Annotated in this window: 16 protein-coding genes; 5 read left to right on the forward strand and 11 right to left on the reverse strand. The window is 61.4% G+C overall.

Annotation, left to right across the window (positions count from 1 at the left end; genetic code table 11):
• Window positions 1-39: 39 nt before the first annotated feature.
• The 3 genes from C4334_RS08170 to C4334_RS08180 all read right to left on the reverse strand — a co-directional run bounded on the left by C4334_RS08170 (window position 40) and on the right by C4334_RS08180 (window position 4,570).
• Window positions 40-1,965: a S9 family peptidase gene (locus C4334_RS08170; RefSeq protein ID WP_502943421.1), complete on the reverse strand. Its 1,926-nt coding sequence runs from the start codon at window positions 1,963-1,965 to the stop codon at window positions 40-42.
• Window positions 1,966-2,237: 272 nt separating this feature from the next.
• Window positions 2,238-3,527: a glucose-1-phosphate adenylyltransferase gene (locus tag C4334_RS08175; protein WP_352431590.1), complete on the reverse strand. Its 1,290-nt coding sequence runs from the start codon at window positions 3,525-3,527 to the stop codon at window positions 2,238-2,240.
• Between the two features lie 158 nt (window positions 3,528-3,685).
• The gene (locus C4334_RS08180) at window positions 3,686-4,570 is read right to left on the reverse strand and encodes a manganese catalase family protein (RefSeq protein ID WP_352431591.1); all 885 of its coding nucleotides are present in this window, start codon (window positions 4,568-4,570) and stop codon (window positions 3,686-3,688) included.
• Window positions 4,571-4,771: 201 nt separating this feature from the next.
• Here C4334_RS08180 and C4334_RS08185 point away from each other — a divergent pair, with 201 nt between their 5' ends.
• The gene (locus tag C4334_RS08185; RefSeq protein ID WP_352431592.1) at window positions 4,772-5,668 is read left to right on the forward strand and encodes a LysR family transcriptional regulator; all 897 of its coding nucleotides are present in this window, start codon (window positions 4,772-4,774) and stop codon (window positions 5,666-5,668) included.
• A 498-nt stretch (window positions 5,669-6,166) separates the two neighbouring features.
• Here the strand turns inward: C4334_RS08185 and deoC are convergent, their stop codons facing one another.
• The 6 genes from deoC to C4334_RS08215 all read right to left on the reverse strand — a co-directional run bounded on the left by deoC (window position 6,167) and on the right by C4334_RS08215 (window position 11,741).
• A complete protein-coding gene (gene deoC / locus C4334_RS08190) occupies window positions 6,167-6,925 on the reverse strand; it encodes a deoxyribose-phosphate aldolase (protein ID WP_502943422.1) in 759 nt (252 codons plus the stop codon).
• Window positions 6,926-7,249: 324 nt separating this feature from the next.
• The gene (rpiB, locus tag C4334_RS08195) at window positions 7,250-7,981 is read right to left on the reverse strand and encodes a ribose 5-phosphate isomerase B (RefSeq protein WP_352431593.1); all 732 of its coding nucleotides are present in this window, start codon (window positions 7,979-7,981) and stop codon (window positions 7,250-7,252) included.
• A 3-nt stretch (window positions 7,982-7,984) separates the two neighbouring features.
• Window positions 7,985-9,271, reverse strand: a complete 1,287-nt coding sequence (locus tag C4334_RS08200) for a PP2C family protein-serine/threonine phosphatase (protein WP_352431594.1) — start codon at window positions 9,269-9,271, stop codon at window positions 7,985-7,987.
• Between the two features lie 20 nt (window positions 9,272-9,291).
• The gene (locus C4334_RS08205; RefSeq protein ID WP_352431595.1) at window positions 9,292-10,443 is read right to left on the reverse strand and encodes a CHC2 zinc finger domain-containing protein; all 1,152 of its coding nucleotides are present in this window, start codon (window positions 10,441-10,443) and stop codon (window positions 9,292-9,294) included.
• 64 nt (window positions 10,444-10,507) lie between these two features.
• Window positions 10,508-11,146 carry an ImmA/IrrE family metallo-endopeptidase gene (locus C4334_RS08210; protein WP_352431596.1) on the reverse strand — a complete coding sequence of 213 codons (639 nt, stop codon included), beginning with the start codon at window positions 11,144-11,146 and terminating at the stop codon, window positions 10,508-10,510.
• A gap of 178 nt (window positions 11,147-11,324) precedes the next feature.
• Window positions 11,325-11,741 (reverse strand): helix-turn-helix domain-containing protein, encoded by a 417-nt coding sequence (locus tag C4334_RS08215; RefSeq protein WP_352431597.1) that lies wholly within the window; start codon window positions 11,739-11,741, stop codon window positions 11,325-11,327.
• Between the two features lie 202 nt (window positions 11,742-11,943).
• Here C4334_RS08215 and C4334_RS08220 point away from each other — a divergent pair, with 202 nt between their 5' ends.
• The 3 genes from C4334_RS08220 to C4334_RS08230 are packed head-to-tail and all read left to right on the forward strand — an operon-like array spanning window position 11,944 to window position 13,888.
• Window positions 11,944-12,126: a hypothetical protein gene (locus C4334_RS08220; RefSeq protein WP_352431598.1), complete on the forward strand. Its 183-nt coding sequence runs from the start codon at window positions 11,944-11,946 to the stop codon at window positions 12,124-12,126.
• 22 nt (window positions 12,127-12,148) lie between these two features.
• Entirely contained in the window at window positions 12,149-13,360 is a 1,212-nt protein-coding gene (locus C4334_RS08225; RefSeq protein ID WP_352431599.1) for a Rad52/Rad22 family DNA repair protein, read from the forward strand.
• A 24-nt stretch (window positions 13,361-13,384) separates the two neighbouring features.
• Window positions 13,385-13,888, forward strand: a complete 504-nt coding sequence (locus C4334_RS08230; protein WP_352431600.1) for a hypothetical protein — start codon at window positions 13,385-13,387, stop codon at window positions 13,886-13,888.
• A 136-nt stretch (window positions 13,889-14,024) separates the two neighbouring features.
• On the opposite strand, the gene C4334_RS08235 is transcribed toward C4334_RS08230, so the two are convergent.
• Window positions 14,025-15,707 (reverse strand): S41 family peptidase, encoded by a 1,683-nt coding sequence (locus C4334_RS08235; protein ID WP_352431601.1) that lies wholly within the window; start codon window positions 15,705-15,707, stop codon window positions 14,025-14,027.
• Between the two features lie 312 nt (window positions 15,708-16,019).
• On the opposite strand from C4334_RS08235, the gene C4334_RS08240 reads away from it, so the two are divergent.
• Window positions 16,020-16,199 (forward strand): helix-turn-helix domain-containing protein, encoded by a 180-nt coding sequence (locus C4334_RS08240; protein ID WP_352431602.1) that lies wholly within the window; start codon window positions 16,020-16,022, stop codon window positions 16,197-16,199.
• Window positions 16,200-16,283: 84 nt separating this feature from the next.
• Here the strand turns inward: C4334_RS08240 and C4334_RS08245 are convergent.
• Window positions 16,284-17,804: heavy metal translocating P-type ATPase (locus tag C4334_RS08245; RefSeq protein ID WP_352431603.1), on the reverse strand; the 1,521-nt coding region annotated here is incomplete at its 5' end.

A 17,804-nucleotide genomic window follows, 5' to 3' on the forward strand; every position in this document is an offset into this window, starting at 1 on the left:
GCAAGGCTTGCAAAGCGAATGCGCTGCGCGCACCGGCGCTTACTTGATCACGCCGGAGTGGCCTCGGATCTCGCCCATCGGCTCGAAGCGTCCGCCTAAATGTTTGGCGAGGAACTCTTCGGCCTTGGCGTAGAAATGCAAACGGTTCTCGGGACGCGCAAAGCCGTGCCCTTCGTCCGTGTAGACGATGTACTCGACCGGGATGTTGGCCTTGCGCAAAGCCTCAACGATCTGATCGCTTTCGGCCTGTTTGACGCGCGGATCGTTCGCTCCCTGTCCGATCAGGAGCGGCTTCTTGATCTGGTTGGCGCGAAACAGCGGCGAACGCGACTTCAAAAATTCTTCGTCGCTGCCCATGCGTTTGTTGAAAGTAGCCTTGATCGGCGCCCAGTAGGGCGGAATCGATTGCAGCAACGTAACGAGATTGGACGGCCCGACGATGTCCACTCCGGCTGCGAAGTCATCCGGCGTGAAGGCGAGCCCGACCAAAGTCGCATAACCGCCGTATGAGCCGCCCATGATGGCGACGCGCTTCGGATCGGCGATGCCCTGTTTGACGGCCCAGTTCTTGCCGTCGATCAAATCGTCGTGCATTTTGCCGGCCCACTCGCGATCGCCGGCGTTCAGATAGGCTTTGCCGTATCCGGTTGAGCCGCGGAAGTTGATTTGCAGCACGGCGTAGCCGCGATTGGCAAGCCACTGGACCATTGGGTTGTAGCCCCACGTATCGCGCGCCCACGGGCCGCCGTGAACGAGAAGCACCATCGGCAGATCGCGCGGTTCGACGCCGACGGGCAGGGTCAGGTAGCCGTAGATCGTCATCCCATCGCGCGCGCGAAACGAGATGGGCTGCATCTTGGCGAGTTTGTACTTTTCCAGTTTCGAATTGTTGCTGAATAGCAGTTGCGCGCGGCGGCTCCGACGGTCATATGTGTACCAGTAGACCGGTCCATCATCTACAACGTAAGAGACGATCCACGTGCGGTCGTCGAGATCACGGCTGCTGATCGAGATATCGCCATCGCGCACCTTGCGCAGCGCAGCGAAATCGGGTTCGAGCGACCGATCGATGATCTGCCACTCGGTACGCGCGCGCACGAAACTGACCGCTTCCAGCGTGCGCTTGCGCGGGTGAACCAGAATGCCGCCGACGTCATACTGCGGGTCAGCGGCGATGACGCGCTGCTTGCCGGTCGCTAGGTCGACTTCGAGCAATCGCGCCGCATTCGCCTCGACGCTCGAAATCAACCACACGCGCCGGTTGTCTTGTGTGAACCCCGCGATCCCGCCGAAAGATTCGTCGGGCCCCCACTTGAGGAAGACCCGCCACGGCGATCGCTCGTTATCGCGAATGCGTATCTCCGCGCTGCCATCGGGCAGAAGGACTTCCGCCGCGCGCACGCGCAGTTCGTTATCCGCCACCCAATCGGCCACGTCGCCCGGATTCTGCGTGTCGAGCTCGAGCTTGCCGGTCTTCAAATCGACGCGGTAAACATCATGTAAGCGCGGATCGCGGTTGTTGAGCGCCACCAATATGCGATCCGGGATGTCTGGATAGACGGCGACGATGCGCGCTTGCACGCGCTCGAACGGCGTCAAGTCGCGCGTCTGCTTGGTTTCTATAGATGTTTGGTAGACGCGCCAGTTCTCATCGCCGTTTTGATCCTGCAGGTAGATGATGTGGCGGCTGTCGGGCTGCCAGAAATAGATGCGTATGCCGCGTTTGCGATCATCGGTGACAACGCGATCATCCCGTTGGCCGATGGTGCGCACCCAAACGTTGAGCACGCCGTTGTGCGGCGCCAAATAGGCGAGCAAGCGCCCGTCAGGCGAAATTTGCGGGCTTGCCCGTTCGGGGTTGCCGAAAAGGACTTCGCGTGGGATCAGCGGCGGCAAGTTCTGTTGCGCTTGCAGGCTCATCGTCATGAGTCCGAATAGCGCGAGCGATGCTAGAAAGCTCTTCATCTCGTCTCCCTCCGTCGGGGAAGAATTCTCTCGCTTTTCGTGATTATAACGAACGAGCGCAGCGAAAGGTTTCAACCGACGCGACTCGAAAACGGTCTTCCTATGCCGAATCGCACGCGCCGGGAGATAACGGAGCGCGCGGAAGAAGCTTTCAAGTCCACGAAGTCGTATGCGCTAGGGAACGCGGTGTCTGCGACATCGGCGGACACACCCTCGTGGTCTTGCGCTAATTCTTGCGCGTTAAATCATCATGCCATCCGAAGCGACGGCATTCAAATCACTGTGCCGTCGGGAACGACGGCGTTTTTGGGAATGATGATGATGCGGTCGCGTATGTAGAACATGCCGCCCGGTCCGTCGACGCACTCAAGACCGGCTTCGTTGATCAACTGGACGCCGGCTCCAATGCGCGCGTTCTTGTCGATGATCGCGTGGCTGATGATGGAGCCTTCGCCGATGCCGACGCGCGGCAGGCCGGCGCGTTGGTCTTCAGCCATCTCTTCGAGCGTCTGGAAATAGTCGGCGCCCATCAAGATCGTCTCCTCGATGAACGCGCCGCGCCCGATGCGGCTGCGTAGCCCGATGATCGACCGGTGAATGCGCGCGCCGTTGATGATGCAGCCTTCGCTGATGATCGAGTCGACGATCTCGCAGTTGTGGACCTTCGACGGCGGCAGATACCGCGCCCGCGTGTAGATGGGCGCATCAGCGTCGAAGAAGTTGAACTTCGGAAGCGGCGAAGTCAAGTCCAGATTGGCCTTGTAAAAGGCCGAAATCGTTCCGATGTCTTCCCAGTAGCCTTTGAACAGATAGGCTTGCACGTTGCAGCAGCGGATCGCCGCTGGAATCACTTCGCGCCCGAAATCGACCCACGAGGTGTCCTGTTTGAGCAGTTCGACGATCTTCTTGTAGTTGAAGACGTATATCCCCATGGAAGCGAGAAAGGGGCGTGCGGCGGCTTGTTCATCGCTCAGTCCGAAGGCGCGCGTATCGACGCGCATCGCTTCGAGCGCTTGGCCCTTTGGCTTTTCGCGGAACTCGACCACTCTCCCCGTCTCATCAGTCTTCAAAAGCCCGAACTCCGAAGCCGATTCGTGGGCGCACGGGATGACCGAAATGGTCACGTCAGCTCCCGTCTCGTCGTGACGGCGAATGAACTCGCGATAGTCCATGCGGTAGAGGTGATCGCCCGAAAGGATGAGCAACGTCTCAACGCGCCAATCCTCGATGTGCGGCAGCACTTGGCGAACGGCGTCGGCTGTGCCCTGAAACCATTGCGGGTTCTCCGGCGTCTGCTCGGCGGCGAGGATTTCGACGAAACCGTCGCTGAACTGCGAGAAACGATAGGTCTGGGCGATATGGCGATTGAGCGAAGCGGAGTTGTATTGCGTAAGAACGAATATCTTGGTCACATCCGAGTTGATGCAGTTCGAGATCGGGACATCAACCAAACGGTATTTGCCAGCGAGCGGGACGGCCGGTTTGGAGCGTCGTTGCGTCAACGGGAAGAGGCGCGTGCCTGCCCCACCGCCTAAAATCAACGCCAGCAGGTTCCGCTTCATGATGCTCAAACCCTCCTCGCAACGGATCTGCAGTCGCTTTATCGGCGAGCATAGACCCGAAGCCGGTCCAATGCAAGACCTTTCTTCCAGCGCAAAAACGAAGACCGGCGCCATCGCGAGAATGCCGCCGGTCCCATCCTCAGCCTTGTCCCTGTATTTCAGCTGAGAATCTTTTTGGCGATCTCGTTCAAGGTCGCGAAGTTCACGCCCGGCGCGAACTCTTCCTCGACGTTCGGCAACACTGGCACTTCGCCCCCTTCGGGCGGCCCGTCTTTGACTTCGAGCGGTTGCCCGTCGTCCGGATGCTCGCCCGTCCAGAGTTTGGAGATGTCCTTGTAGTCTTCAAGACTGAAGCGGTAGAGGAAACGATGGAAGCCCCGTTCTTCGTAGCGCCGCGCTTCGGGGAATTTTGAGTTCGGAACGTCCGGGATCGGCAACATCTTCTTCACATCGACGCCCGTTACCGTCTCCAAAGCCTTGGCGTAAGCCAAAGCGTGGACGCCGCCGCGCACGAGCAGGTACCCGATCATCTCGCGCGCGACCGGGTCATTGGTCATCTCGTAGACGCGGATCTTTTGCGTGCGCGCGCCGCATTCGAGGAAGAAATTGTGCAGCAGGTCGAGCACGAGGTTACCGCTGTTGAAGACGTAATCGCCTGACCAGCCCTTGCCCATGGAGTTGGCGACCACTGCGGTTTGCGCCGTCTCGATGAAATGGCGCGTGTTGCGCGCGTGCACACCGGGCGATAGCGGCGCTGATACGGGATCGCCATCGGACGTCGCTCCCTGCAACAGGAGATTGATCGTCGCTGCCACCAGTTCAATGTGCCCCAGCTCCTCGGTGGCGATGTTAGCGATCAGGTCGTAATACGGTTTGAGTTTATCGCGCTGACGGAAGTTGAACGATTGGTACATGTAGTTCATCAGCGTCGACATTTCGCCGAACCTTCCGCCGAGAAGCTCTTGGACAGCGGCTGCGGCATCCGGCGAGGCCTCTTTGGGCTGCGGCAGTTCGATCTGTAGCCTGTTGATGCGCAAGAACATAGTTGCATTCCTCCTCTGCGAGTATGGCAAATTTCGAGAAAGCGATGCCTCCGCACGATGGATCGCTGTCGGAGGCGCTCGCCGCTTGATGAGAACGAGGTGGTTTTATAGCCGGAACGGATCATAATGTAAAATACTTTCTTCGTATATTTCCGATAGGAAAAAACTATAGTTCGTGAGGGGCTTGAACCGAAGATGGAGATGCACCAGTTGCGCTATTTCGTCGCCGTCGCCGAAACGGGCAGTTTCAGTCGCGCCGCCGAACGTTGCCACGTTTCGCAGCCCTCCTTGAGCCAACAGATCATGAAACTCGAAAGCCGTCTCGGCCAGCGCCTGTTCGACCGTTTGGGACGGCGCGTCGTGCTCACCGATGCCGGACGGCTCCTGCTCGATCACGCAACGGCGATTCTCGCCGAAGTCGAACAGGTCGAACGCCAAATGCGCGATGCGACGCACACCGTTCAAGGCAAGCTTGCCATTGGCGTCATCCCGACGGTGGCGCCATATCTGCTCCCTTCGGCCATCGAGCTTTTCCTGCGCCGTTATCCGGAGGTGGAGATCTTGCTACAGGAAGATGTCACACATCAGTTACTCGCCGCCGCGGTTGCGGGCGAGATCGATCTCGCCATCGTCGCCCTGCCTGTTGCGGACGCGCGCCTGCGCGTCGAGCCGCTCTTCACCGAGCCGTTGTGGCTGGCCATGCCGCGCGGGCATCGCTTGGCTAGACGCAAGCGCGTGCGGCTAGAGGATCTGCGCGCCGAAAGGTTCATCCTCTTGAGCGAAATGCACTGTTTGGGCGAACAGGTGGCGAGCTTTTGTCGGCAACGGGAGTTCGAACCGAAGGTCGCCTGTCGCAGCGCACAGCTTCCGACCGTGCTCTCGCTGATCGCTGCGGGACAGGGCATCTCTTTGATTCCGGAGATGGCTAAAGAGGGCGACCGGAGCAAGCGGCGCGTGTATCGGGCTTTGGCCGATAGCACGCCAGCACGCACCATCGCTGTTGTGCGCCACCGTTTGCGCCATCAGACGCCCGCCATGCGTCAGTTCATACAGCTCTTGAAGAAGAAGGGGGGCGAAACGCGCCACCCGCAGCCATAACAGCGCATCGAATGCGGTGACGTATTCAGATCAACGGTGTCCATGCGGACACGCTTGCTAAAGTCTTTTCGTTCGGCGCGGCGACGCGCTGCGGCGCGCGAAAGGCTTTTCGGTTTTCTATTTTCTAGATAGACCGTAACGCGATGCGAGGCAGCAGAGGGAACAGGCGATTCTGCGATCGAAGTTTTCGATTTTCTAGGTGAGCCGTGGCACGGAGCGCCTTTGTGGTGCAGGCGTGAGGGAAGAGCGCGGTGACTACGCTGTCGGTGAACCGTAGCACGGAGCGCCTTTGTGATACGGGCGGCGAGGTCGTTCTCACCGTGCTGCACGCTCGACAAGGGCGCTGCTTGATCGGCGCGCGCAAAGTCCTATCCTCAGCATGCCGTGTACTCGATGGCGCGTGTGGGTTTCGTTGGAGATAGATGAGAAGCTCTCACGATCCGAAGTGCTTCATCGAGCGCCATCTGTTCGCAAAGAGTCTGCTACTGTGGTCACCAATCAATAGGCGGTCCTTGTCTCCGGCGCTGTCATCTTCTGTCCGCTCGCTTCTTGCGCGATCTTGACGCCGACGCTCGCGCCGATGCGCGTCGCTCCAGCTTCGATCAATTGACGCGCCTGCTTCAGATCGCGCACGCCGCCTGAGGCTTTGACGCCCATCTCGCCGCCCACCACTTCGCGCATCAGCGCGACATCGGCTACGGTCGCGCCGCCTTTGGCGAATCCGGTCGAGGTTTTGACGTAATCGGCTCCGGCGCGTTTGGCCGCCAAGCAGGCGCGCACCTTCTCCTCATCGGTCAACAGCGCCGTTTCGATGATGACTTTGCACAGCACGCCGTGTTCGTGCGCAGCCGCGACGACGGCTTCGATATCGTGTTCGACGGCGCAATCGTCGCCGGATTTGAGCGCGCCGATGTTGATCACCATGTCGACTTCACGCGCGCCGTCGAAGATCGCGCGCCGCGTTTCATACGCTTTGACGTCCGGAAGCGTCGCGCCGAGCGGAAAGCCGATCACGGTACAGACGGGGACGCCCGTGCCGCGCAACAGGCAAGCGGCCAGTTTCACCCAGAAAGGATTGACGCACACGGAAGCGAAACCGTATTGTGCCGCTTCATCGCACAGGCGGCGTATATCCGCTTCAGTCGCTTCCGGTTTGAGCAACGTGTGATCGATCAAGCTGGCCCAGTCGCGCGCCGACGCCGTTTCGCCTAGGACCAAACCGATGCGCGCCGCCCCTGCGTCCACGACGCGCCGCATCCGTTCGGGACAACGATTGAAGCAGTCTGAGGTGCAGCCGCACAGCGCGGCTTGATCGATCCCGCGCTCGCGTTCGAGTCGCGCGACGATCTCCTCTGTGATCTGTTCGACCAAACTCTCCAACTCGCCGTTGTAACCGATCATCGCTTCCGCTCACGTCAGTCGGCGTTTCGCCGTTGTAACCGATCATCGCTTTATTTGGCCGTTGCAGGCCGTCGGTCATCCTCGACGCTTTGGCATGACCTTTTCATTCAAAGGAGCATCTTGAAACGCTTCGCTCTCGGCTGTTGACTTCATCTTGCAAAGCGCTTTGCGAAAAAGGGGTTAACCGCGCGCGTACTGCCGCTCGATCGCTTCGATCTTGGTGACACGACGCCGGTGGCGCTCTTCGCTGATCTCCGATTCGAGCCACGCGCGCACGATCTGGCGCATCTGTTCGAGGTCGATCGTGCGGCTGCCGAGCGTCAGGACGTTTGCGCCGTTGTGCTCGCGCGAGTTGCGTGCCAGCTCGACCGAGTAGCAGGCGGCGGCGCGCACGCCCGGCACCTTGTTCGCTGTAATGGCGCTGCCGATGCCCGCCGCATCGACGATGATGCCGAGATCGGCTTCGCCGCGCGAGACGGCGCGCGCCACAGCGTGGGCGAAATCCGGATAGTCAACCGCCGACGTGGAATCGGTGCCGAAGTCGCGGACGCGGTGGCCGAGCTCGACGAGAAAGCTTTTGAGCGCCTCTTTCATCTCGTAGCCGCCGTGGTCGGCGCCGACGGCGATCAGCTTCGGAGTCGAACGACCGCGCCGCGGCGCGCGGCGGACGAGTTCGATCCCGCGGTCGCGGACGATGTCTGCGGCGAGCGGCGTCAAGCGCGCGTCGGCGGCGACGCGCAATCGCGCTCGCTCCGGCAGATCGCGCACATCCGCCTCGGTGATGATCCGTTTGGCCGATTCATCGCGCGTCACCTCGGGGGCGAACTCCTCTTCGTCGTGCGCGGAGGCCGAAGACAGCATCTGGCGTGCCAGCGCGCGAATGCGTTCTGCGTTGGGGCTTCGGTCGTCCATGGTTCACAGCGCCTTGGCAATGATCAGCGTGACGTCGTCGTGGGCGCCGCGCCCGCCGGTCCAGAGAAGAACGTCGCCGTATATGGCATCGATGAGATCGCGCGCGCGGCGATCGCGCTCGCGCCGAACCGTCTGGGCCAGTCGCTCGCGGCCGTACTCTTCGCCGTCCTCGTTGGTCGCTTCGGTCAAACCGTCGGTGTAGAGCACGAGGATTTGTCCGGGCGCAAGCGTCAAATAGTATTCGTAGTAGCGCGCATTGCTGAACATGCCGAGCGGAAGATCGCCACGTTCGATGAAATGTGGCGTGCCGTCGGCATCGAGCAACAGCGGCGGGTTGTGTCCGGCGTTGGCGTAAGCGAGCGTCTTGTTGGTCGCATCGAGCACGCCGTAAAACGCGGTGACGAACTGGCTGTCCTCAACCGATTCGCAGAGCAACGAATTGACCTTGGCCATCGAGACGTTGGTCGCGTAGCCGACGTGGATCGCCGAACGCAACGACGCGCGCAAAAAGGCCATCAGCAAAGCTGCCGGCACGCCTCTTCCCGACGCATCGGCGATCACCAAGCCGAGTTGATCTTCGTATATTTGCACGAAGTCGTAGTAGTCGCCTGAGACCTGTTCTGAAGAGAAGTTGTAGGCGCTGATGTCGAACCCTTCGATCTGCGGATGGCGCGAAGGCAGCAGCGCCAGTTGCACTTGCCGCGCGACCTCGAGTTGCGCTTCGAGCCGGCGTTTCTCGACCAGCTCCTGATGGAGCATCGCTTTCTCGATGATGATCGCCACTTGCGAAGCGAGCAACATCAAGACCTGCAGATCATCCTCCGTGTATGCGTTCGGTTCGTCGCTTTCGAGATCGAAGACGCCGATCACCTCGTCGTTCGAGATGATCGGGGCGACCATCTCGGAGCGCGTCCGCTCGCGGGCGTTGATGTAACGCGGATCACGCCGCACGTCGGGCGAGATGACCGGCTCGCCCGTTTGCGCGACGTAACCGATGATCCCTTCGCCGGCTTTGAGGCGCAGTTCAGTCAACTCTTCGATGTCGTAGCCGCGCACGGCTTCGGCATGGAAGATCATCTCGCCGTTAGCTGTGCGTCGCCCGTTGCGCTCGATGATGTAGATGCCCGCCGCATCGTATGGGATGAGCGAACCGAGCGTCTCCATGACGAGGTTGAGCACTTCGTTGACGTCGAGCGAGCGGCTGATCTTCTTCGTGATGTCGAGCAGTAGGCGTAGCTTATCGACGATGCTCAGCTCGGTCGCCAGACTCGATCTGTTCTCTCGATCCACGGTTTCGTCCCCTCGTCGTGCTAAAGCCGTAAATTATAGCCTGTCCGCTTATCCGACGGCCACTCTGCGTCTTCTCGCCGCTCGAGCGCCGCTTCGGTGAGTAAGGCCAGTTCCAGCGAGGCGGATGGCCGTTGGCGGAAGAAGTCATTGACGTCCGAGGGCAAGAAAAGGTTGGCCAGATGCAAGCGACGCGCACCGAACGTTTCCCGGTAGCGCGCGACCGCACGCCTTCCTGCCTCGTCCGGATCGAGCAATGCGACGACGCGAAAGCGTCCGAGCGGCGCGATCCACTCCTCTTTGAGTCCGCCAGCCCCGACCAGTCCGACGGCGGCGAAACCGTGCGTCAGCAGCGTGAGCGTATCGGTGAAGCCTTCGACCAAGTAGACCACTGACCCGCTCGGAAGCGCGTCCAGCAGATCGACGTTGTAGAGCGCTGGAACGTTGCCGCGCATGTTGTGCCAACGCGGCTCGATACCTGAAGCGATGGCACGCGCTTGCAGATAGCGCGCGCGCCCTTCGATAAGAAAAGGGAAGAGGAGACGGTGTTGGTAAAATGTCAGATGCCCGCGACGGTTGAATAACCCGCTTCGCTGCAGCTCTTCGGGCGAAAACTTCCCGCGCAGCTTCTCCATGACGCGGCGGTAGGCGCGGCGCGGAAAATAGCTGACGCCCGCGCGCTGCGCCGTTTCCGGCGCGATGCCGCGTCGCGCTAGGTAGTTCAGCCCTTCGGCCTGCTCTTGCGTGCGGCAGATGGCGAGAAAAGACTCGCAGATCGTCGTCAACTGCTCGTCGTCGAGCGGTTCCATCGGTTCGATGTCCGGCGCAGCGCGAAAGGCCAACGGCATTTGCTTTCCATCGAGGCCGAGCAGCGAAGCCATCTCGCGCACGGCCTGAGCGAACGTCACGCCGTGCATGAGTTCGTAGAAGCGTATGGCATCGCCACCTTCGTCGCGCGAAAAGCAGTGGAACAGCCCGCGAACTAAATCGACCGAAAGGCTCGGGCGTCCGCGCCCGCTATGACCGTGCGCCGGGATGGGGCAGAAGGCTTGGAGTCTTGCTCCGCAAACGCGCGCCCTCGAACAATAGCGAAGGTAAAAGTCGCGGTAATCGAGCGCGCTTTTGATCGCGTCGCGCAGCTCTTCGAGTCTCTCTGTTGGCGGCTTGCGTGACATGGTGCCCGGACGACTTGCTAAAGCAGCAACGGGCTGAAGCGCTGGGGAGTCTACGCTCGGGCCTTTACTGATGGTCGTGTGCGTTTCGGCCTCCGTTAACGCGCGTTTGTCGCTCGCGATATTCGGACCACAGTCGCGTGACCTTGAGCCGGTATTCGACCAGCTCACGGCTGACGTTGAAGTGGCGCGCGATTTCGGCTGCTGAATCCCCTCGGCGCACGAAGCGACGAAGCGCGGCAAAGGGGACCAGCGCCGCTGCGCCGATGGCGTAAGCCGCTTCTTCGTCTTGCGGGTTGTAGTCGCGCGCGACAAGTCGTCCGCCGTTGCCTTGATCGATCGCGGCCAGACGGTTCGCTTTGTGCCCTAAAAAGACGTGACATACCTCTTCCATCAGCGTCGCGTTGTTGCGCTGCGCGCCATGCTTCGGGTTCAGAATGACCAGCCGCCAGCCGTTCGGCAGCGGGCGCGAGCAGGTGCCGCCGGACCACGCTTCGGCTCCTTCGCCGAGCAGGTGCGCACGCGCTTGTGGCGAGAGCCCCTCGATCTGATCGAAATCGATTACCATGAGCTTGGCGAAACGGGCGAGGGTAAAGGGATCGAGCGGCTCTTCAGGACGACGAAGGCCAGCGAACTCGCGCAGACCGAGCGCGCGCAGTTCGTAACGCCTGCCTTTGGTCGTGGGTGGTAGCGCCGACTCTTGCACAGCGGAAATTATATATTATATCGGCGAAAATTATGTATTGTATTTTAACCCTATTTTTCGTAGAAGGTCGTAGAAGCTGTGTGATCGCTTGAGGCGCTAGAAGAGCAGATAGCGAGACGAGGCCAACCGGCACCACAAGCCTCACTTGTCGGTTGGCCTCGATGCCGCTTTCGAGATGCTACCGTCGACGCCGTGAGGACTCGCTACCGCTTTTGGCCGTCTGGCTGCTGAATTGCGCGTAAGCGACGCGAAACAGTTCGGCCAGCGCCTGCGCCGTCTCCGGCGTCAGATTGCGGTCGGCGCGCAAGTGCGCCTCGACGATGTCGGGCGTCGCTTCTTGCGGAAAGTAGACCACAGGCTTGGCCTCTTCGCCCGACATGATGCGCTCGACGGGCATGTTCAGCCAGCGCGTCAACCGTGCGATGTTGTCCGTATCGGGCGTGCCGGTGCCATTCTCTATGCGCGACAAGGTCGAGGCCGAGACCCCTGTCTCGTTGGCCACGTCGCGCAAACTCAAACCGAGTTGCTCCCGCCGACGACGAACGGCGCGTCCGAGTTCGATCGTGTTGACTAGGCTCTTGGATGAGCGTGCCATCTTCTCGTTGCCTCCTTTGAGACGAGCGTGATCTTGCGACCCGTTGTGCTCGCCACTTGGGAGAAGATAGCAGAAACCGGTCTCACTTGCAAGACTCTGTTTCGGACTTGCAACGAGACGGTGGTTGTGGTACATTGTTTCACGTATGAAACGAGCGGTGGGCGCTGCTCCGCGAGTTCAAATGAGGAAGGGAAGGCGACAGGTGAGCAACGAATACGTTTGGGAGACCTTCGACACGCTGTTCAAAACGGTCCATCGTCAAGGGCGGCGGGTGGCCGAACTCGAAGCGCGCGTCGCCGATTTGGAAAGGCGCTTGCGCAAGGCGCTCAATGCTGAGCGGCTTGATGAGGTGGATGAGCCGCTGCCTGCCGAGCGCGCGGCATAAGGTGAAAGGAGGACGAATCGTCATGGAGACGGCAACAAGAGCGGAAAAGCAAGCGGCGCTGCGTGACAAGCGCGCGCGTGGTTTGGTGGCGATGGGATTGGTCAAACGCGAAGGCGATCGTTTCCGCGTCCAAGCGCCATCGCTGCGCGGGCGGAGCGTTTCGTACGAAGTCTGGCGCGACGAGACGGGCAAGGTCCGTTGTTCGTGCCTTGAGTACGAAGAGCAGTCGGCGCAGGACCTCACCTTCCGTTGCGAGCACATTCTTGCCGTCAAGCATGCGCTCTTGGCGCAAAACGCGGACAAAAGCGTGCCGTCAACGGACGGCAGCGTGTCCGAAGCTTCGGCTGCGCGTGCAGCGGAAGAAGAAGCAACGGCGGCAACGCCCAACACGAACGAGACCGCATCCGAGAAGCGCACGGAGCGCTTCGAACGGGAGCGACGCCATTCAGCGCGCTCGCTCGCGGAACGAAAAGAGAGAAAGGAGCGAACCATGAAGAAGAACGAACAAACCGCCGAAACGACCGAACAGACCGCACACAGATCGGCTCTTTCTTCGAGCGAAGAGCCGCGCCAAGAGGAGCATGGGGCAAACGTCGTCCCTCTCGCTTTCGCGCAGACCTTGCGCGCGCTGCGCCAACCGATCGATCCGAAGTTGATCAAACAGCGCGAAGGTTGGCGCGATCAACATGGCAACGTCCACATGGTGGAATACGTCGAATGGCACACGGTGGCCGACATCCTCGACCGCATCGCTCCGACGTGGTCGCACGCCGTGCGTTCGATCACGCAGATCGGCGATATGGTCGCCGTCGTCGCTGCCATCACCATCGACGGCGTGACGCGAGAAGGCGTCGGCACAGGCACGGCTGACAACGAGACGGGCATCAAAAAGGCCGAGCACGATGCGCTGAAACGGGCGGCGATCAAATTCGGCATCGCGCGCGAACTCTACCAACGCGAATCGGAAGTGATCGAGCGGACCGGAGCGGGCCCACAGCCCGGTGATTTCCCGCGCGACCCAATGGCCAAAACAATGGCCGATATGATCACGCCGCGGCAATTGGGAATGATTCGCGCGCTGGCACGCGAAGCCGGGGTCGATGCCGACGATGAATGCCAAGCGGTGCTTGGCTGTCGCGTGGAAGACCTATCCAAGCGTGCGGCTTCGAGTTTGATCGACCATCTCAAAAACTTGCCTCGTGCGGTGGATGAAGCCGTGCGGCGTGTGAGCTAGTGTCGAAGGAAGGAGCGAACGAAGATGACTAGCGAAAAGATGCTCGAACGAGAACTGGGCCTGTTCTCCATCGAGACGCTTGACGAAACGGAGCGGATGCAACACGCCGTCCCGGAAAGCGCGTCCGCCGCGCAGACCAAAAAAGAGCGTATCCTCGAACTTCATCGCTCCGGTACGACCGACGTGGCCGAGATCGCACGCCGAACGCTGGCTCGCCCAAGCTACGTCGCGCAAGTTTTGCAAGCCGCCGGACTGCTCGATGGCTACTTCGATCTGTATACGACGACGGCGCGCGAGCAGAACATCTACTCGCGCTTTTTCCGCAACGTCCTATCGTTCAGATCAGTGGAAGCCGCGCGCGAATCGGTGCGCAAAATAGATCGCCTCTACAACTATTTCGAGCGTATGGGCGACCGCGCTGGGCAGCACCAAGCGATGGTGCTCGCGTTGACGGGCAAGAACCGCGCCCGTTGGAGCGGCAAGCTCGAAGAGGCCAAGGTTTTCGATGAGTGGTTGGCTCGTCACTGACGGCGCTGGTCGCTCGGCGAAAAGAGGGCGGAACCTGACTCCGGCCAGAGAACGGGCAAAGGGAAAGGTGGGCGTGAAAGCCCACCTTTCTTATTCGCCAAAGAAATCGCGCGCCGTTTCGCAGCGCCTCGCGGCTTCATTCGAACGACTTTTGGCGCGGAGCGCGATTGCGTGCCGCCAACGCCAGTTCGCGCGCGCGCGGCAGCAATTCGATGGCGCGCGCCACTTGCGGATCGTCAGCGACGTAAACGCGCGAGGCTGCGGTCGTCCCGTAGGCGGCTGTTACGATATCGAAGCGTATTTGACGGCGAACGAACTCCTGATTCGGCTCGATGAGCGAAGCGAGGTTCTTGTAGGCCGGATTGTTGGCGACGAAGCTCTTGAAAGCGTTGTAGAGCGCGTCGGTCACGGGAAAATCGGTCGGCTGTAGTTCGTGGTTGTACTCGATGGGACGCTGGACTCTATAAGAGTCGAAACCGGCGATGCGCCCGTTGACGAGTTCGCGCACGAAAGCGAAGATCGGGTCGATCAATCTTTGTTGCTCGGGTTTGATCAAACGCGGTTTGACCTGTTCGTCCGGCATGATGCCACCGCCGCCGTAAACGGGGCGCCCCGTGTCGGTGTGACTTTCCGGTCCGGTCGGCTTGGTGACGGTGGGAGCCTCTTCGTCTTGGCTTCCGACGCCGCCGCGCGTGATGTAGTCGTAGTAACTTCCGTTGGAGTAGTCGCGCTGGATCAAACGGCCCGAGGGCGTGTAGTACTTGGCCGACGTGAGCGTCAAGCCAGCGCCGTAATCAAGCGGGATGATGCTTTGGACCAGCCCTTTGCCGAAGCTGTTCTCACCGACAATGAGTGCACGATCATGATCCTGCATCGCTCCAGCGACGATCTCCGAAGCCGAAGCCGTGCCGCGACTGATCAAGATGACGAGCGGCGTCATGTCGGGCGAATTGTTGGTCGCGCGATAGGTCCGATCAGCCGTCAGATTGCGTCCCTTCTGCGTTAGAATCACTTGCCCATCGCTGAGAAACTTCTCTGCGACGCGAATCGCCTGATCGAGAAATCCGCCCGGATTATTGCGTAGATCGAGGATCAAGCCGTTCATGCCGCGCTGACGCAACCGTTCCAGCGCCTCTTCGAGTTCTTCCGCCGTCGTAACGTTGAAACCGCGCGTCATATCGACATAACCGACGCCGGGACGGAGCATGTACGCATCCGGCACGGATGGTTGCGCCACGGCATCGCGCGTGATCTCCACTGTCTCGATGCGACCCGTGGCGGCGCGCTCGACCGTGACTTTAACCACTGTCCCGCGCGGTCCGCGAATTCGATCGCGGACCTCGGCAGAGGGACGGCCGCGCATCGGTTGTCCATCGACGGCGACAATGCGATCGCCAAAACGAAGCCCGGCGAGCGCCGCTGGCGAGTTCTCGAAAGTCGCTAAGATGTATGTGTCGGTTTGATTGCCGACGCGCCGGTCAACGATGGAGGCGCCGATGCCGTAGTACTCCGAACGCTGATCGTTACGCAGCTCTTCGAATTCTCGGCGGTCGTAATAGTTCGAGTGCGGATCGAGCGAGCGGAGCATGCCGATGATGGAGGATTTGATCAGGTTGTTGTAGTTCAGCCGGTTGCCGTCGACGTAGTTCTCTTCGACGAGGCTCAGCGCTTCGGCGAAGTCCTGCTCGATGGCGGCCATCTCGCTCGATTTGAGCGTTCGCGAGCGCTGCGCGTTCGGCGTTCTAGGGGCTTGCTGCGCGACGAGCGGCGAGATGAAAGCGACCAGCAACAAAAGAGCGACTGCACGATGGAACTTCATTCTCACGGCTTTACGAAAAACCTCTCGCTAAAAAGCTTCGGCGACGAGATGGTCCCAGACTCAGAGGCTGGCCATCGCTTCAATCATTAGAGTAACGGAAGCGTCCAGTAGCAGCAAGCGCCGAAGCGGACTTTCCCAATTCGCACTTCGGCCTCCGAAAGCAGTCGAACCGATGGCTGGGGCACCCAACCGGGGCATCTCGTTACCGGTCCAATCAAACGGCCGCGCGCGGCCCGCGCCCGTTACCGCTTTTCTTGTCTCGGCGCCGAGTTGAAATAATAGCGATACCCTTTAATGCTATACACTTCTCCTATGCGCTCCATACGCCTGAAGACCCATCTGCCCCTGAGTGAGGTCCGCCAACTCCTGCATACGGGGAAAGACCCCATCGCCCGCACCCGACTGCACGCGATCCTTCTGGCCACGCAAGGCAAGAACCGGATGGAGATCGCCCAGACCCTAGGCTACTCCACCCGCTGGGTCAGCCTTTGAACCCGGTATAAAAAGGCCCCCCACTTCATCCTACCCCGCAGGCGAGCAGCCATCAGAGGCACGCACCGTCACAAGCTAGCCCCCTCATGCCCTCTGCCGGATCAGGCGAGAGGAGTTGGCCAGGATGACGATGTCGGGTAACGACTGCGCGGCTGCCGCGAGCACGGGCGGCAGGAGGCCCAGCGCCGCCAGCGACAGGCCAGCCAGGTTGTAGACCGCCGTGAAGATGAGGTTGAGACGCACCACGCTCATGGTCCGCCGCGCGATCCGGACCAGCTCTGGCACTAGCGTCCAGTCCTCACGCATGAGGGCCACGTGTGCTGCCTCGATGGCGACCGGTGTGCCAGCCACACCCATGGCGATGCCGACATCCGCCTGGGCTAGCGCCGGAGCATCGTTCACCCCGTCGCCGACCATCACGACCGTGTGGCCTTGCGCCTGATACTCCTTGACGATGGCGTTCTTGTCCTCGGGCAGCAGGTTGGCGCGGTACGCGATGCCGAGCCGTTCGGCCAGGGCCGCGGCCACGCGCTCGTTGTCGCCGGTCAGGAGCTCAATGCGCCCCACCCCGAGCCGCTGCACCTGCGCCAACGCTGCCGGGACCTCTGGCCGCAGGGTGTCGGCTGCTGCCAGCACCCCGACTAGCTCGCCGTCACGGGCAACGAAGAGCAGCGTCTTGCCTTGCTTCTCAAGGTCGGTCACAAGCGCCGGCGGCTGGCCGTTGCCGGCCAGCCGATGGCTTCCCACGACAACGGTCGCCTGACCCACGCGCGCCCGCACACCCATGCCGGGGATCGCCTCGAACTGCTCCGGCTCTCCCAGGGCGAGCCCGCGCGCCCGCGCGGCCTCCCGCACCGCCTTGGCGAGCGGGTGCTCGGAGTAGCGCTCGGCAGCGGCCGCCAGCGCCAGGACTTCGTTCTGCGGCAGCCCGTTGAGGGCGACCACGTCGGTGATCTGCGGCCAGCCGAGGGTGAGCGTGCCGGTCTTATCCAGCAGCAGCACGTCGGCGTGGGCCAGCGCCTCCAGGTACTTGCCACCCTTGATCAGCAGGCCGCGCTTGGCCGCCGCCCCGATCGAGGCGATCACCGCGATCGGGGTGGCTAGCGCAAACGAGCACGAGCAGGCCACCACCAGCACGGCCGCGGTCGCGATGGCGTTTCGGCTCAGGAGGAACGTGAGCGCCGCGACCGTGGCCACAACCGGTAGGTAGTAGCCGGAGAAGCGGTCAGCCAGCCGCTGTACCTCGGCCCGGTGCGCCTCAGCCTCCTTGACCAGCCTGATCACCCGGCCGAAGGTGGAGTCGGCCCCGACCGCGGTGGCCCGGACACGCAACCCGCCCAGGCTGACGAAGGAGGCCGCGAAGACGCGCGCGCCCGGACCGACCTCCACCAGCATCGACTCGCCGGTAATGGCCGACTGGTTCACGGTGGCCTGGCCGCTCACGACCTCGCCGTCGACCGGGATCTGATCGCCCGGGCGCACGACCACGACGTCGCCGACCTGCACCGCGCCGACCGGCACCTCCACCTCCTGGCCGTCGCGCTCGACCCGGGCCGTCTGTGGCGCCATTGCCGCCAGGTCCTTCACGGCGCGGTGAGCCCGCCA

This window comes from Pyrinomonas sp., assembly GCF_040289685.1.
In the GTDB taxonomy this organism is placed as follows: Bacteria; Acidobacteriota; Blastocatellia; order Pyrinomonadales; family Pyrinomonadaceae; genus Pyrinomonas.

Bases quoted from the DNA above. Each gene is read 5' to 3' on its own strand.
- C4334_RS08170 (WP_502943421.1), bottom strand. From the start codon at position 1,965: ATGAAGAGCTTTCTAGCATCGCTCGCGCTATTCGGACTCATGACGATG.
- C4334_RS08175 (WP_352431590.1), bottom strand. From the start codon at position 3,527: ATGAAGCGGAACCTGCTGGCGTTGATTTTAGGCGGTGGGGCAGGCACG.
- C4334_RS08180 (WP_352431591.1), bottom strand. From the start codon at position 4,570: ATGTTCTTGCGCATCAACAGGCTACAGATCGAACTGCCGCAGCCCAAA.
- C4334_RS08185 (WP_352431592.1), top strand. From the start codon at position 4,772: ATGCACCAGTTGCGCTATTTCGTCGCCGTCGCCGAAACGGGCAGTTTC.
- deoC (WP_502943422.1), bottom strand. From the start codon at position 6,925: ATGCGGCGCGTCGTGGACGCAGGGGCGGCGCGCATCGGTTTGGTCCTA.
- rpiB (WP_352431593.1), bottom strand. From the start codon at position 7,981: ATGGACGACCGAAGCCCCAACGCAGAACGCATTCGCGCGCTGGCACGC.
- C4334_RS08205 (WP_352431595.1), bottom strand. From the start codon at position 10,443: ATGTCACGCAAGCCGCCAACAGAGAGACTCGAAGAGCTGCGCGACGCG.
- C4334_RS08215 (WP_352431597.1), bottom strand. From the start codon at position 11,741: ATGGCACGCTCATCCAAGAGCCTAGTCAACACGATCGAACTCGGACGC.
- C4334_RS08225 (WP_352431599.1), top strand. From the start codon at position 12,149: ATGGAGACGGCAACAAGAGCGGAAAAGCAAGCGGCGCTGCGTGACAAG.
- C4334_RS08230 (WP_352431600.1), top strand. From the start codon at position 13,385: ATGACTAGCGAAAAGATGCTCGAACGAGAACTGGGCCTGTTCTCCATC.
- C4334_RS08235 (WP_352431601.1), bottom strand. From the start codon at position 15,707: ATGAAGTTCCATCGTGCAGTCGCTCTTTTGTTGCTGGTCGCTTTCATC.
- C4334_RS08240 (WP_352431602.1), top strand. From the start codon at position 16,020: ATGCGCTCCATACGCCTGAAGACCCATCTGCCCCTGAGTGAGGTCCGC.